The following is a 13765-nucleotide window of genomic DNA, read 5'->3' as shown; positions in this document are numbered from 1 at the left end:
AAGGACGTCAGGGAGTCACCCGGATGATCGTCACTTTCGATCAGCCGGGCCGAAGCGTGTCTACATTTATCAACAATTTACAACTTATGTCGCATTTAATGTGAACAGACTGTGTCGCTGACGCGCACGTCGCCCGGCCTACGCGCGCCTGAACCGACGGCTCTGGCGGCCGTCACCCGTCGCCGTAAGCGGTTCAGAGGCCCAGGATGGAGGCCGGGAAACCAGGGCGCCCCCGCGCGAAGGCATCGTCCATGCGATGCCGCAGCGACTCCACGGCCGCCTGCGCACCGCTGCTGCTGCCGCGGCTGAGCACGGGATCGTGCCGCTCGACCGTCCAGCCCGGCGTCCACAGCCCGCTGGGCAGGTCGGCGGCATCGCGGTCGGCGCAGATCCGGCACTGGACGATGTGGTCCCAGCGCTGGCGCCAGGCGACGAAGCGCGGATGGCGCTCCCGCAGCAGCCGGTCGTCGCGCATCACCAGGCGCAGGCGGCGGGCGCTGCCGGCCCAGGCCTGGAGCGCCTGGATGACCGCGGCCTCGCCGAGCGGCCAGTCGGCGAACTGGGCATCGGCGCACCACAGCGCCGGCCAGGCCTCTTCCGCCGCCGCGGCGAAGGCCTCGCGCAGCCGGTCGGCGAAGGCCGTGGGCCCGTCGAAGGGGCCCGCGCTGAGCCTCAGCTCATCGGGCATGCACCCACCCGGCTTCGCACCAGTCGCCCAGCAGGGCCAGGGCCTCGGCGCTGGCCTTGGCCAGCTCGCGCGAACCCAGTTCGCGGCGATCGGCCAACCGGCGCATCAGCACCGCATCGCGGCCGCCGGCCAGCAGGCTTTCGCCGTTGATGAAGACATGGCGCGCGTCGTAGAGCATGCGGGTGCGCCGGTCGAGCCGCACGGCCTCGACGCGCTCCGGCCATTCGCCGGGATCGAACCAGACGTTGGGCTTGGGCTCGGTCAGGGACTCGCCCAGCGCGCAGTCGATGCGCGTGGACTGGGCCAGCGCCTTCTGCACGGCGTCGCGGGCAAAGGCCTGCAGCGCCTCGGGGATGGCGGCCGGCGACTGGGAGGCCGGCTGGCCGGGGTCGGCATAGCGCCGGCCCGGCGCCTCGTCGTCGGAAACGATGTCGCCCAGCCGCATGAGCAGGTCGGAGGCCAGTTCGGTCTGCGCGGGCGCGCGTAGGCCTACGGAGCAGGTCATGCAGTCGCCACCCACGGCGACGCCGTCATGGGCATAGCGCGGCGGCAGGTAGAGCATGTCGCCCGGTTCGAGCACCTGGGTGTCCTCGGGCTCGAAATGGTCCAGGATCTTCAGCGGGGGGCCGGGGCGCAGCGTCAGGTCCTTCTGTCGGCCCCAGGACCAGCGGCGGCGCCCGCTCACCTGCAGCAGGAAGACGTCGTAGCTGTCGAAGTGCGGTCCGACGCCGCCGCCATCGCTGGCATAGCTGATCATCACGTCGTCCAGCCGGGCCTCGGGCAGGAAGCGGAAGGGTTGCAGCAGCGCGTGGATGTCGTCGTCGTGCAGGTCGACGCCTTGTACCAGCAGCGTCCATTCGGGGCGGCCCAGCGGCGGCAGGCTGCGCCGGGCGAAGGGGCCGTGGCGCAGGCGCCAGCCCTGGCGGGTGTCATGGGTGACCAGGCGGGATTCCACGCCCTCCTCGCCAGCGAGGTCGAACAGGCGGGCGCGCGACATCGGCGGGGCGGTCATCGGCAGCGCCTGGCGCACCAGCAGGGGTTTCTTCTGCCAGTGGCGGCGCATGAAGGTGTCGGCGCTCAGTCCTCCGAGCAGGGGCAATCGTTGTGTCAGGGGCATGGTGGGAGAATTCTCATATGGAAATCACCCCCCAATGCGTGGTCGCCCTGACCTGGACCCTCAAGGACACCCTTGGCGAAACCCTGGACGTGCTCACCGAGCCCGTCGAATTCCTGGTGGGCGGCGACGACCTCTTCGATGCGATCGAGACGGCCCTGCAAGGCCATGGCCCTGGCGCCCGCGTGCAACTCCACCTGGAGCCCGAACAGGCCTTCGGCGACTTCGACGAACACCTGCTCTTCCTTGAGCCGCGTGCGCTGTTCCCGAAGGAAGTGGAAGAAGGCATGAGCTTCGACGGCGCCGCCCTGCCCTCCGGCGTCAATCCGGACATGCCGAAGAACGTGCTCTACACCGTGGCCGAGATCTACCCCGAGCACCTAGTGCTGGACGGCAACCATCCGCTGGCCGGCATCGCCCTGCGGCTGGACCTGACCGTCAATGCGGTGCGCGAAGCGACGGAGGAAGAGATCGGCCGCGGTACCGCCGGCACCGGCTTCTTCCGCTTCGCGCCGATGGCGCCGGGCAGCGACTCGCTGCACTGAGCGCCTTATTGGCCGCGTCGCGACGACGCGTGCCATGAAGCACAAAGGCCGGCGCCCGAGGGGCCGGCCTTTGTGCATTCAGGTGCGATCAGTAGCGCGAGATCTGGCCGCCGTCGATGCGCACCCGGTCGCCGATGCGCAGGTCGCCAGGGCTGGGCACATCGAAGCTGCGGTAGCTGCCATTGCTCATCTGCACCGAGACGCGATAGCTTTCGTAGACGCGGCCGGCGCCATTGCGTGCCTCGACCGCGTTGCCGGCCAGCGCGCCACCCACCACGCCCAGCATGGTGGCCGCCGCGCGGCCGGAGCCATGGCCGATCTGGTTGCCCAGCACGCCGCCCACCAGGCCGCCCACCACGGCGCCGCCACCCGAAGGCGCCACGGGCGGCGTCTCACTGCGCAACACCTCGATGTTGGCGACGATGCCGGTTTCGACATACACGGCCTGGTTGTAGGCAGGGGCCGCCGGGTACACCGGCGCCGCGGCGGGCTGATAGGGATAGCGGGTCTGGTACACCGGCACCGGCGTCACGCAGCCGGCGAGCAGCGCGGCGGCGCTCAGGGCAACGGCCGGAACGGCCAGGGAGCGAATCTTGTTGTGAATCATGGTATGGATCCTCGACAGGCGGGCCTGCCCTCGGCTGATCGGCTGCGCCGCCGCACCATGCGGCGTCGCGCGCGACCGCCCACCTCGGGGATTGGAGGCGGACGCGCGGCAAAGGTTCTGGAAGGCACCCTTGCTCACAGCCGAAACAACTTCTGGGAGATGCTTACAGCTTTCCGGTGGAGCCGTAACCTCCGGCACCCCGCTGGGTATCGGCATCGAAGGTCTCGACGACGCGGAACTGGGCCTGCACCACCGGCACGATCACCAGTTGGGCCAGGCGCTCCATGGGCTCGACGACGAATGGCGTCTGGCTGCGGTTCCAGGCACTGACCTTGAGCTCGCCCTGGTAGTCGCTGTCGATCAGGCCCACGAGGTTGCCCAGCACGATGCCGTGCTTGTGGCCGAGGCCCGAGCGGGGAAGGATCAGGGCCGCAAAGCCAGGATCGGCCAGGTGGATCGCCAGCCCCGTGCCGATCAGCTCGCAGGCGCCGGGCGCCAGGGTCAGGGGCTCTGCCAGGCAGGCACGCAGGTCCAGGCCGGCGCTTCCGGGCGTGGCATAGGTGGGCAGTTGCTGGGCCATTCGCGCGTCGAGCACGCGCACGTCGATCTTCATGGGGAGGACTGTCTTCGAGGGTTGGGCCGTGCGGCGGTGCCGCCGGCGGGAGGTCGGGGTTTGCCGTTCTGCGGGCCTTGACGAAGGCCGGCCAGCAACTGGCGTGCGGCCGGCACTGCAGCGCCGCGCTGGACAAAGCGTTTGAACACCGCGGCACCGAGGGCGGCCAGCAGCACGAGGACGCCGACAGGCGCGCCAATGGCCCACAGCACGAGAAGGCCCACGATTCCCACCGCGGCCCAGCCCGCCACGCCTGGCGGCGCAGACAGGTCGCCCGGCGCGCTGCGCGGGCCAGGCGAAGAAGTCGCACCCGGCGACGCAGCGCCGGACGGCATTGATGCTGCGGCTGCCGAAGGTCGATCCGCCCGCGCGTGGACGCGCTGTAGCGACTCGGCCGTCAGCTGCTCGACATAGCGCACGAAATCGCCATTGCGGGGCGTGTTCCAGTCGGTCTCGTTCATCGGCAGAAGGATGGGAAGCCTCAGCCGCGCCAGGGCCGCAGCCGGACGGCGATTTCGGAGGCGAGCTCGCGGGCGAGCGCAAGCTTGGAGGCCCGCGGCAGCTCCCGTGCGCCCTGCTCGTCGACCAGCAGCAGGCTGTTGTCGTCCTGGCCGAAGGTCAGCGGTCCGATGTTGCCCACCAGCAGCGGAATGCCCTTGCGCAGGCGCTTGGCCTTGGCATGTTCGAGCAGGTTTTCGCTCTCGGCCGCGAAGCCGACGCAGAACAGTTGCCGCCCGCGCGCCCGCTCGCCCTGCGCGACGGTGTGCAGGATGTCGGGGTTCTCGACGAAGCGCAGCACCGGCGTCTGGCCGCTGCCGTCCTTCTTGATCTTGTGCATCTGCGGATCGGCCGGCCGCCAGTCGGCCACTGCCGCAGTGGCGACGAACACCGAGGCATCGGCCACGGCCGCCTGCACGGCCTGCAGCATCTGCTGGGCCGAAGCCACGTCCACGCGCTGCACGCCACGCGGCGTGGGCAGGTGCACCGGGCCAGCCACCAGCGTGACGCGGGCGCCGGCCTCGCGCGCGGCGCGGGCGACGGCGAAGCCCATCTTGCCGGAGGAATGGTTGGTGATGCCGCGGATCGGGTCCATGGCCTCGAAGGTGGGGCCGGCGGTGACCACCACATGCTCGCCCTGCAGCACCTTGGGCTGGAAGTGGGCCACGACCTCTTCGAACAGTTCGGCCGGCTCCAGCATGCGGCCGTCGCCGGTCTCGCCGCAGGCCTGCCAGCCCTGGCCCACGCCCAGCACCCGGGCGCCATCGTCTGCAAGTTGGCGCAGATTGCGCTGGGTTGCCGGGTGGGCCCACATCTCGCGGTTCATGGCGGGCGCCACGAGCAGCGGCACGCGCTGCAGCGGACGGGCCAGGCAGAGCAGGCTGAGCAGCTCGTCGGAGCGCCCCTGCACGAGCCGGGCGATGAAGTCGGCGCTGGCCGGCGCCAGCACGATCGCATCCGCCTCGCGGCCCAGGTTGATGTGCGGCATGTTGTTGGCCTGCCGCGCGTCCCATTGCGACAGGTACACGGGCTGGCCGGAGAGTGCCTGCATGGTCACCGGCGTGATGAACTGCGTGGCGGCTTCGGTCATCACCACCTGCACGGTCGCGCCGGCCTTGACGAACAGCCGGCACAGCTCGGCCGACTTGTAGCAGGCCACACCGCCGGTGAGGCCCAGGAGGATGTGCTTGCCTGCCAGGTCTTGTTGCATCCGGGCAGTGTAGAGGGAGCGCCGCCCGGACCCCGCCCTGCGTCACGCGATGTGACCGAACTGAAAAGAGGACATCGGCCGGCCGGTACAATCTCAATTTCCCATCCGCGGGCCATGGCGCCCGCGTCCGGCAATGACCAAATTCGTCTTCGTCACCGGCGGTGTGGTGTCGTCCCTCGGCAAGGGTATCGCTTCCGCCTCCCTCGCCGCCCTCCTCGAATCCCGCGGCCTCACGGTCACCCTCATCAAGCTCGATCCCTACATCAACGTGGATCCGGGCACCATGTCCCCCTTCCAGCATGGCGAAGTCTTCGTGACCGACGACGGCGCCGAGACCGACCTGGACCTGGGCCACTACGAGCGCTTCATCACGACGCGCATGCGCAAGTCCAACAACTTCACCACCGGCCAGATCTACAAGTCGGTGCTGGAGAAGGAGCGCCGCGGTGACTACCTGGGCAAGACGGTGCAGGTGATCCCGCACGTCACCAACGAGATCCAGGAATACATCAAGCGCGGCGCCGGCATCGGCACGCCGCACGAGGTGCAGATCGCCATCGTCGAGATCGGCGGCACGGTGGGCGACATCGAGTCCCTGCCCTTCCTGGAGGCCGTGCGCCAGATGAGCCTGAAGGCCGGCCCCAACAACAGCGCCTTCGTGCACCTGAGCTACCTGCCCTACATCGCGGCGGCTGGCGAGCTCAAGACCAAGCCCACGCAGCACACGGCGCAGAAGCTGCGCGAGATCGGCATCCAGGCCGACGCCCTGCTGTGCCGCGCCGACCGGCCGATTCCCGACGAGGAACGCGCCAAGATCTCGCTGTTCTCCAACGTGCCCGAATGGGGCGTGATCAGCATGTGGGACGTGGACACCATCTACAAGGTGCCGCGCATGCTGCACGAGCAGGGCCTGGACGGCCTCATCTGCGACAAGCTGCGCCTGAACACGCCGCCGGCCAAGCTGCAGCGCTGGGACGACCTGGTCTACGAGGTCGAGCATCCGCAGAAGGAAGTGACCATCGCCATGGTCGGCAAGTACGTCGACCTGTCGGACAGCTACAAGTCGCTCAACGAGGCGCTGCGCCACGCCGGCATGAAGAACCATGCCCGCGTGAAGATCGAGTACCTCGACTCCGAGACGATCCAGCCCGACAACGTGGCACGCCTGGACAAGTACGACGCCATCCTGGTGCCGGGCGGCTTCGGCCAGCGTGGCGTGGAAGGCAAGATCTGCGCAGCCCGCTTCGCCCGCGAGAACAAGATCCCCTACCTGGGCATCTGTCTGGGCATGCAGGTCGCCACCATCGAATACGCGCGCAATGTGGCAGGCCTCAAGGGCGCCAACAGCACCGAGTTCGACCCCAACGCCAGCGTCCCGGTGATCGCGCTGATCACCGAATGGAAGGACGCCGACGGCACCATCAAGACGCGCACGGCCAAGTCCGACCTGGGCGGCACCATGCGCCTGGGCGCGCAGAGTTCCGACGTCATGCCTGGCACGCTGGCCCACAGCATCTACGGCGACGTGGTGACCGAGCGCCACCGCCATCGCTACGAGGCCAACGTCAACTACCTCGACCAGCTCCGCCAGTCCGGTCTGGTCATCTCGGCCCTGACGCAGCGCGAGCAGCTGACCGAGATCGTCGAGCTGCCGCAGGACGTGCACCCCTGGTACATGGGCGTGCAGTTCCACCCCGAGTTCAAGTCCACGCCGTGGGACGGCCATCCGCTGTTCAACGCCTTCGTGCGTGCGGCACTGGCGCACCAGGGCTCGGACAAGAGCGCGCTGAAGGTCGTGGCCTGAGCGGCCGGCGCCAAGGAGCAAGCATGAAACTCTGTGGCTTCGACGTCGGGCTCCAGCAGCCCTTCTTCCTGATCGCCGGGCCTTGCGTGGTCGAGTCCGAGCAACTGCAGATGGACACGGCCGGCCAGCTGAAGGAAATCACCAGTGCGCTGGGCATTCCCTTCATCTTCAAGAGCAGCTTCGACAAGGCCAACCGCTCCTCGGGCACCAGCTTCCGTGGCCCGGGCCGCGAGAAGGGCCTGGCCATCCTGGCCAAGCTCAAGCAGGAACTGGGCGTGCCGGTGCTGACCGACGTGCACTCCGAAGAGGACATCGCCGAGGCCGCCCAGGTGGTCGATGTGCTGCAGACGCCCGCCTTCCTGTGCCGCCAGACCGATTTCATCCGCGCCGCCGCCCAGTCGGGCAAGCCGGTGAACATCAAGAAGGGCCAGTTCCTCGCGCCGCACGACATGAAGAACGTGATCGACAAGGCGCGCGCGGCCGCCCGCGAGAAGGGCCTGCCGGACGACAACTTCCTAGCCTGCGAGCGCGGCGCGAGCTTCGGCTACAACAACCTGGTCAGCGACATGCGCAGCCTGGCGATCATGCGCGAGACCGGCGCACCGGTGGTGTTCGACGCCACGCACTCGGTGCAGCTGCCGGGCGGCCAGGGCACCAGCTCGGGCGGCCAGCGCGAGTTCGTGCCGGTGCTTTCGCGCGCGGCGGTGGCCGTGGGCGTGGCGGGCCTGTTCATGGAGACGCACCCCGACCCCAAGAACGCGCTGTCCGACGGCCCCAACGCCGTGCCGCTCAAGCACATGAAGGCGCTGCTCGAGACGCTGGTCGAACTCGACCGCATCACCAAGAAGAACGGCTTTCTGGAAGACAGCTTCAACGCATGACCCTGCCGCCCAGCCAGGACCGGATCGTCGCCGCGCTGCGCAATGCGCTGCCGCAGGCGCGGGCTGCCTGGCTGTTCGGCAGTGCGGCCTCTGGCCGCTTCGGCCCCCACAGCGATCTGGACATCGCAGTGGATCTGCCGGCCCCCTTGTCGCCCGAGATTCGGTGGGAAGCCTCGGAGCAAATGGCAGCACAGTTCGGCCTCGACGTGGACCTGCTGGACTTCCGACGACTGTCCACCGTGATGCAGCACCAGGTGCTGGCCACTGGCCGCCAGCTTTTCAGCCTGGACCCGGTGGCGCTGACGGGCTACTGCGCATTCGCGCTCAGCGAGTACCAGCACATGCAGGCATGGCGGCAGCCGATGGTGAAGCAACTGGCCCATCGACTGCTTCGCGCAGGAGAAGCGCGTCCATGACGGCCCTTGCTGACGCCCTGGCGCAGAAGAGCGCCCGTCCCCAGGGCTGGGCGTTGCCGGGCAGTGCGCGCGAGGTGTTTGCAACACTGCAGCAAGAGGGCGTGATCGACGCCGACCTGGCGGCTGTGCTCGGCCGCATGGTCGGCTTTCGTAATATCGCAGTCCACGAATACCAGAGCCTGGACGTGGCCATCGTGGTCGCTGTCATCCGGCACGAGCTGGACGGGCTGCTGCGCTTCGCCGGCCTGCTGCTGTCGCGCCAATTCCCCGATTCGAACTGAAGGACACCTGCAACATGCCCAGCGGCTACGTCATCGCCCACGTCGAAGTCACCAACCCGACGCAATACGAGGAATACAAGAAGTGGTCCTCCGCTGCCATGCAGGCGCATGGTGCCGAGGTCTGCGTGCGTGGCGGGCAGGTCGAGCCACTCGAAGGCACCTGGCAGCCCACGCGCGTGGTGCTGCTCAAGTTCGCCACGTTCGAGCAGGCCAAGGCCTTCTACGAAACCCCCGAATACAAGAAGGCCCGCGAGGCCCGTGCCGGCGCCGCGATCATGAACATGATCGCCGTCGAAGGCGTCTGAGCGCGGCGCGCCCGCCTGAACCGATTTCAAAAAACCGGAGAACCCTGAATGAGTGCCATCGTTGACATCGTCGGCCGCGAGATCCTCGACAGCCGCGGCAATCCCACCGTGGAATGCGACGTGCTGCTGGAAAGCGGCACCATGGGCCGTGCGGCCGTGCCCTCGGGCGCCAGCACCGGCAGCCGCGAAGCCATCGAGCTGCGCGACGGCGACAAGGGCCGCTACCTGGGCAAGGGCGTGCTCAAGGCCGTGGAGCACGTCAACACCGAGATCAGCGAAGCCGTGCTGGGCCTGGACGCCTCGGAACAGGCCTTCCTGGACAAGACCCTGATCGACCTGGACGGCACCGAGAACAAGAGCCGCCTGGGCGCCAACGCCATGCTGGCCGTGTCGATGGCCGTGGCCCGAGCTGCGGCCGAAGAGTCCGGCCTGCCGCTGTACCGCTACTTCGGCGGCATGGGCGGCATGAGCCTGCCGGTGCCGATGATGAACGTCATCAACGGCGGCGCGCATGCCAACAACAGCCTGGACCTGCAGGAATTCATGATCATCCCGGTGGGCGCGCCCAGCTTCCGCGAAGCGCTGCGCTACGGTGCCGAGGTGTTCCACGCCCTCAAGAAGATCATCGACAGCCGCGGAATGCCCACGGCCGTGGGCGACGAAGGCGGCTTCGCCCCCAGCGTCGAGAACCACGAGGCCGCGATCCAGCTGATCCTGGAAGCCATCGACAAGGCCGGCTACACCGCCGGCGAGCAGATCGCCCTGGGCCTGGACTGCGCCGCCAGCGAGTTCTACAAGGACGGCAAGTACGTCCTCGAAGGCGAAGGTGGCCTGCAGCTGGAAGCCGCGAGCTGGACCGACATGCTGGCCACCTGGTGCGACAAGTACCCGATCATCTCGATCGAGGACGGCATGCACGAAGGCGACTGGGCCGGCTGGAAGCTGCTGACCGAGCGCCTGGGCAAGAAGGTGCAGCTGGTGGGCGACGACCTGTTCGTGACCAACACCAAGATCCTGAAGCAGGGCATCGACCAGAACATCGCCAACTCGATCCTGATCAAGATCAACCAGATCGGCACGCTGACCGAGACCTTCGCCGCCATCGAGATGGCCAAGCGCGCCGGCTACACGGCCGTGATCTCGCACCGCTCCGGCGAAACCGAAGACAGCACCATCGCCGACATCGCCGTCGGCCTGAACGCCGGCCAGATCAAGACCGGCTCGCTGTCGCGCTCGGACCGCATGGCCAAGTACAACCAGTTGCTGCGCATCGAGGAAGACCTGGGCGACGTCGCGAGCTACCCCGGCCGCGCCGCGTTCTACAACCTGCGTTGATGCGCCGGTCTTCCAGTTCGGGCGTGGTGCGGGCCACGGTGCCGGTGCGGATCGGCTGAACGGCGATGCGCACGCGCCTCGTCATCCCGGCCATCCTGCTGTGCCTGCTCGGCCTGCTGCAGCTCCAGCTGTGGACAGGCCGCGGCAGCCTGCCCGACGTGGCCAAGCTGCGCAAGAACCTGGAAGACCAGAAGACCGCCAACCTCCGCGCCCAGCACACCAACGAGCGGCTCGAGTCCGAGGTCAACGACCTCAAGGAAGGCATCGAGATGGCCGAGGAGCGGGCGCGGCAGGAGCTGGGCATGGTCAAACCCAACGAGATCCTGGTGCAGATCGCGCGCTAGGACGGCGCGTCAAGAATGCGCGCGCTGCCGCTCCCATGACACCGCGCCTCGGCACCGGCAGCGTGATCGCCGTCTGGGGTGCGTCGGCGGCAGTCCGGGAGCCACTGGTCGACGCGCTGGCCAGCCGCTTCATGCAGCGCGGCATCAAGGCCATCGCGCTGGCCGGCATGGCACCGACCAACGCACTCGAACGACAGTCGGCTCCCACCGATGCGCTTGCACGGGCCCAGGCCTGGCGCGCGCAGATCGATCAAGCGCGCCATGACGCACTCGTCATGGTGGCCGGCAGTCCCATCGCCCTGCTCGCCCAAAGGGGCGTCCCGGTCGAAAGCTGGCCCCCCTCGCTGGTCGCCGCCGAGCGCGGCCATGCCTTCACCCTGCTGCTGCCCCCACAGGACACGGCAGGCCACGACGAGCAGGTTCTCGCTGGTCGCTTGCGGGCAGGTTTCGCGGCAATAGGCCTGCCCTGCGCCGTCATCCACGGCCGCGACGCCACCCAGCACCTCTCCCGCGCCTGGTCGGCGCTGCAGGCGGGCCTGGATGCGCGGGAAGAGGCGCCGGCCACCCCGCGCCACCTGCGCGCGCCGGCGTGGAACTGCGAGCGCTGTTCCGACCCTGACTGCGAGCACCGCCTCTTCACCGACCTGATCGCTGCCCGGCAGACACCGGCCGCGGGCTGACCCACTCATGCACCTCCGGACATCCGCCCCCTCCCCCATCCGCCGCGCGCTCGCCGCCTGTGCCGCACTGATCGCACTCGCGGCAGGAATGCCGCCCGCCGCCCAGGCCGCGGCCGCCACCGTGACGGTCGAGAACCAGACGAAGCCGACGCGATGCGCCGAGGAAGACAACGTCTCGCTGCTGCTGCGTGGCAGCGTCAAGCGTTTCACCGTCGAGGCGCTGCAGCCCGGCTACATCGAACGCATCGCGCAGGACACCACCGCCCCCGATTTCTCCGGCTGCAACTTCGACGGCGGCGACCATCCGACCGACCCCAAGCACCGTTTCGAGCCGCGCACCGTCACCTTGCACGAGGACGCCGAGTGGCGCATCGTGGGCATGACACTGCCGGTGTTCTGGCGGCCGCAGCAGGTGCCCGTCGAAGTGGACGGCAAGCGCGACCGCGGCTTCCACATGATCCAGGTCTACCGCCGGATCGACGGCCAGATGAAGGAAGCGCTGGTCATGTACCCCTCGGACGGCTACTGGCGCATCAAGCCGCTGCCGCTGGCCCGCTTCGGCGACGGCGTCTACGGCTCCTCGATGCTGCTGGGTCCGGTGCGCCAGGAGGGCCGGCCGGTGGTCAACATCCGGGACATCCGCATTCGCACACAGCCCGACATCCGCTTCGACCTGCGATTCGCCGGTGGAGGCGCTGCACGCATCCGCCTTGCCGAGGTCAGCCGCGAGCGCACGGCGCTGGACGTTCGCTTCTCGCGGCCGGTCCGCGGCCTGCAGCCCTTCTCGGTGCTGCGGTCGATGTATGTGGCGGCAGACAACGCCGACATGAGCGAGGTCCGCTGGCACGGCAGCGGCGACGTCGGTGCGGTGGCGCACACGCAGCCGCTGCCGGACTTCAGGCGCGCCTCGGGGGTGGGGGAGGTGCGCTTCGGCCGCAGCGAGCCCTCGCGGCACAACACCAGCGCCCCGGACATCCGCTACAGCGCATTCGAACGCTGAGCACGGCCTCGGCCCGCGCCCTCACAGTACGTCTTCGGGCAGCAATTTCAGCAGGAGCCAGTCGCGCACGCGGTCGATGACGTTGGCACCGGGCTCTTCGTCGAGCACGGCCTCGCTGCCATCCGTGTGGTGCTCGATCCACTGCACGTCGTCGACGTCTTTGCGAAGGCGCAGTTCGTAGGCGCCCAGTTCGCGCACCGGCATCAGCGCGCCGAACTGCTCGATCAAGGCCGGGCTCTCGATGATGACGCCCACCTCGGTATTGAGGCGGGCAGAGCGTCCATCGAGGTTCATCGAGCCGATGAAGACGCGCTCGCGGTCCACCAGCATGATCTTGGCGTGCAGCCGCGCGCTGGAATGCCGGAATTCGCCGAAGCGGCGTTCCTTGGGCACCAGCCGCGAGCCGAGTTCGTAGATCTTCACGCCGGCCTTGAGCATGGCGAGCCGGTAGCGGGCATAGCCGGAATACACCAGGGTCTCGTCCGTGGCGTCCAGGGAATTGGTGAAGACCAGCACCTGAACGCCCCTGGCAGCCTGCTCCCGCAACAGCGCCAGGCCGGCCTGCCCCGGGACGAAGTACGGCGACACCATCAGCACCTCCCGCCGCGCGCCATAGAGCATGGCGATGGTTCGCTGGCTCACGCTGTCGGCAAAGCTGGCTTCGGGGTCGTCGTAGGTGATCTTCTCGGGCACGTCCGACACCACGCGGCCGTCGCCTTCGGTCAGGAGCAGCCGGCCCGCGGCCAGTTGCACGCTCACGGGCGGGTGACCGAGCACATCGGTGGCCGCCTCGGGCAGCAGGTCGCGCCGGTCCTCGCAACGTTCGGCCAGCACGCGGCGGGTGCGGTCGTCGTCGGGCGGCAATGCCATCAGGCTGCCGATGGGCCGCACCTGGCGGCTGTTCCAGAAGTCGTCGAAGCTGCTCGACAGCGCCGGCACCACCGGCCCGGCGGCGAGCAGGTCCATGTCGACGAAGTTGGCCTGGTCGCTGCGCATGAAGTATTCGTCAGCGATGTTGCGACCGCCCGTGATGGCCACGCTGTTGTCGGCCACGAGCAGCTTGTTGTGCATGCGGCGATTGACGCGCCGCAGATCGCCCAGGGACAGGGCCACGCGCCACGCCAAGGGACCGCTGCGCACGGCCAGCGGATTGAACAGGCGCAGTTCGAAATTCGGTTGGGAGGCCAGGGCGGCGAAGAGCTGGTCCTTGCCGGGGGTGTACAGGTCGTCGACCAGCAGGCGCACACGCACGCCGCGGCGTGATGCGTCGAGCAGCTCACTCAGGAAAAGCAGGCCTGTCGCGTCGTCCTGGAGGATGTAGTACTGCGCATCGAGGGTCTTGCGCGCAGCCCGGATCAGTGCAATCCGGGCATTCAGGGCCGTGGGCCCTTCGGGCATGAGCAGGAAGCCGGAACGACCGCGCGACGCTGCATCTGCCGCGAGA

The 13765-nt window shown here is 68.6% G+C and carries 17 protein-coding genes; 10 read left to right on the top strand and 7 right to left on the bottom strand.

Annotated elements, in window-relative coordinates:
- Positions 1-193: 193 nt before the first annotated feature.
- Both L0984_RS12555 and L0984_RS12550 read right to left on the bottom strand, forming a co-directional pair.
- Complete coding sequence (locus L0984_RS12555) at positions 194-688, bottom strand: hypothetical protein (protein WP_234193905.1); 495 nt, start codon at positions 686-688, stop codon at positions 194-196.
- The gene (locus L0984_RS12550; protein WP_234193904.1) at positions 678-1805 is read right to left on the bottom strand and encodes a JmjC domain-containing protein; all 1128 of its coding nucleotides are present in this window, start codon (positions 1803-1805) and stop codon (positions 678-680) included. Before L0984_RS12550 ends, L0984_RS12555 begins: the two co-directional genes overlap by 11 nt.
- A gap of 17 nt (positions 1806-1822) precedes the next feature.
- Here L0984_RS12550 and L0984_RS12545 point away from each other — a divergent pair, with 17 nt between their 5' ends.
- Positions 1823-2347 (top strand): FKBP-type peptidyl-prolyl cis-trans isomerase, encoded by a 525-nt coding sequence (locus L0984_RS12545; protein WP_043117948.1) that lies wholly within the window; start codon positions 1823-1825, stop codon positions 2345-2347.
- 88 nt (positions 2348-2435) lie between these two features.
- On the opposite strand, the gene L0984_RS12540 is transcribed toward L0984_RS12545, so the two are convergent.
- The 4 genes from L0984_RS12540 to coaBC all read right to left on the bottom strand — a co-directional run bounded on the left by L0984_RS12540 (position 2436) and on the right by coaBC (position 5275).
- Positions 2436-2951: a glycine zipper 2TM domain-containing protein gene (locus tag L0984_RS12540; protein ID WP_234194394.1), complete on the bottom strand. Its 516-nt coding sequence runs from the start codon at positions 2949-2951 to the stop codon at positions 2436-2438.
- A 166-nt stretch (positions 2952-3117) separates the two neighbouring features.
- Complete coding sequence (gene dut, locus L0984_RS12535) at positions 3118-3567, bottom strand: dUTP diphosphatase (RefSeq protein WP_234193903.1); 450 nt, start codon at positions 3565-3567, stop codon at positions 3118-3120.
- Complete coding sequence (locus L0984_RS12530) at positions 3564-4028, bottom strand: hypothetical protein (RefSeq protein WP_234193902.1); 465 nt, start codon at positions 4026-4028, stop codon at positions 3564-3566. Before L0984_RS12530 ends, dut begins: the two co-directional genes overlap by 4 nt.
- A 20-nt stretch (positions 4029-4048) precedes the next feature.
- Positions 4049-5275 carry a bifunctional phosphopantothenoylcysteine decarboxylase/phosphopantothenate--cysteine ligase CoaBC gene (gene coaBC / locus L0984_RS12525; protein ID WP_234193901.1) on the bottom strand — a complete coding sequence of 409 codons (1227 nt, stop codon included), beginning with the start codon at positions 5273-5275 and terminating at the stop codon, positions 4049-4051.
- Positions 5276-5408: 133 nt separating this feature from the next.
- On the opposite strand from coaBC, the gene L0984_RS12520 reads away from it, so the two are divergent.
- The 9 genes from L0984_RS12520 to L0984_RS12480 all read left to right on the top strand — a co-directional run bounded on the left by L0984_RS12520 (position 5409) and on the right by L0984_RS12480 (position 12321).
- Positions 5409-7079, top strand: a complete 1671-nt coding sequence (locus L0984_RS12520) for a CTP synthase (RefSeq protein WP_017761641.1) — start codon at positions 5409-5411, stop codon at positions 7077-7079.
- Positions 7080-7102: 23 nt separating this feature from the next.
- Entirely contained in the window at positions 7103-7960 is an 858-nt protein-coding gene (gene kdsA, locus L0984_RS12515) for a 3-deoxy-8-phosphooctulonate synthase (protein WP_234193900.1), read from the top strand.
- The gene (gene mntA / locus L0984_RS12510; protein ID WP_234193899.1) at positions 7957-8376 is read left to right on the top strand and encodes a type VII toxin-antitoxin system MntA family adenylyltransferase antitoxin; all 420 of its coding nucleotides are present in this window, start codon (positions 7957-7959) and stop codon (positions 8374-8376) included. The genes kdsA and mntA overlap by 4 nt, the downstream gene beginning before the upstream one ends.
- Positions 8373-8657 (top strand): type VII toxin-antitoxin system HepT family RNase toxin, encoded by a 285-nt coding sequence (gene hepT, locus L0984_RS12505; RefSeq protein ID WP_234193898.1) that lies wholly within the window; start codon positions 8373-8375, stop codon positions 8655-8657. The genes mntA and hepT overlap by 4 nt, the downstream gene beginning before the upstream one ends.
- Positions 8658-8671: 14 nt before the next feature.
- Positions 8672-8962 (top strand): DUF1330 domain-containing protein, encoded by a 291-nt coding sequence (locus L0984_RS12500; protein WP_234193897.1) that lies wholly within the window; start codon positions 8672-8674, stop codon positions 8960-8962.
- Positions 8963-9010: 48 nt separating this feature from the next.
- The gene (gene eno, locus L0984_RS12495; protein ID WP_234193896.1) at positions 9011-10297 is read left to right on the top strand and encodes a phosphopyruvate hydratase; all 1287 of its coding nucleotides are present in this window, start codon (positions 9011-9013) and stop codon (positions 10295-10297) included.
- A 65-nt stretch (positions 10298-10362) separates the two neighbouring features.
- Positions 10363-10641, top strand: a complete 279-nt coding sequence (locus L0984_RS12490) for a septum formation initiator family protein (protein WP_017761637.1) — start codon at positions 10363-10365, stop codon at positions 10639-10641.
- Positions 10642-10676: 35 nt separating this feature from the next.
- Entirely contained in the window at positions 10677-11321 is a 645-nt protein-coding gene (locus L0984_RS12485; protein WP_234193895.1) for a hypothetical protein, read from the top strand.
- Positions 11322-11409: 88 nt separating this feature from the next.
- Positions 11410-12321 (top strand): hypothetical protein, encoded by a 912-nt coding sequence (locus L0984_RS12480; protein ID WP_234193894.1) that lies wholly within the window; start codon positions 11410-11412, stop codon positions 12319-12321.
- Between the two features lie 21 nt (positions 12322-12342).
- Here the strand turns inward: L0984_RS12480 and L0984_RS12475 are convergent, their stop codons facing one another.
- Positions 12343-13719 carry a phospholipase D family protein gene (locus L0984_RS12475; protein ID WP_234193893.1) on the bottom strand — a complete coding sequence of 459 codons (1377 nt, stop codon included), beginning with the start codon at positions 13717-13719 and terminating at the stop codon, positions 12343-12345.
- Between the last annotated feature and the right edge of the window lie 46 nt (positions 13720-13765).

This window comes from Pseudacidovorax sp. NFM-22 (assembly GCF_021401245.1).
Classification (GTDB): Bacteria; Pseudomonadota; Gammaproteobacteria; order Burkholderiales; family Burkholderiaceae_C; genus Xenophilus.
Note: the sequence above shows the minus strand (reverse complement) of the source record. Positions and strands in the feature narration are given on the sequence as shown.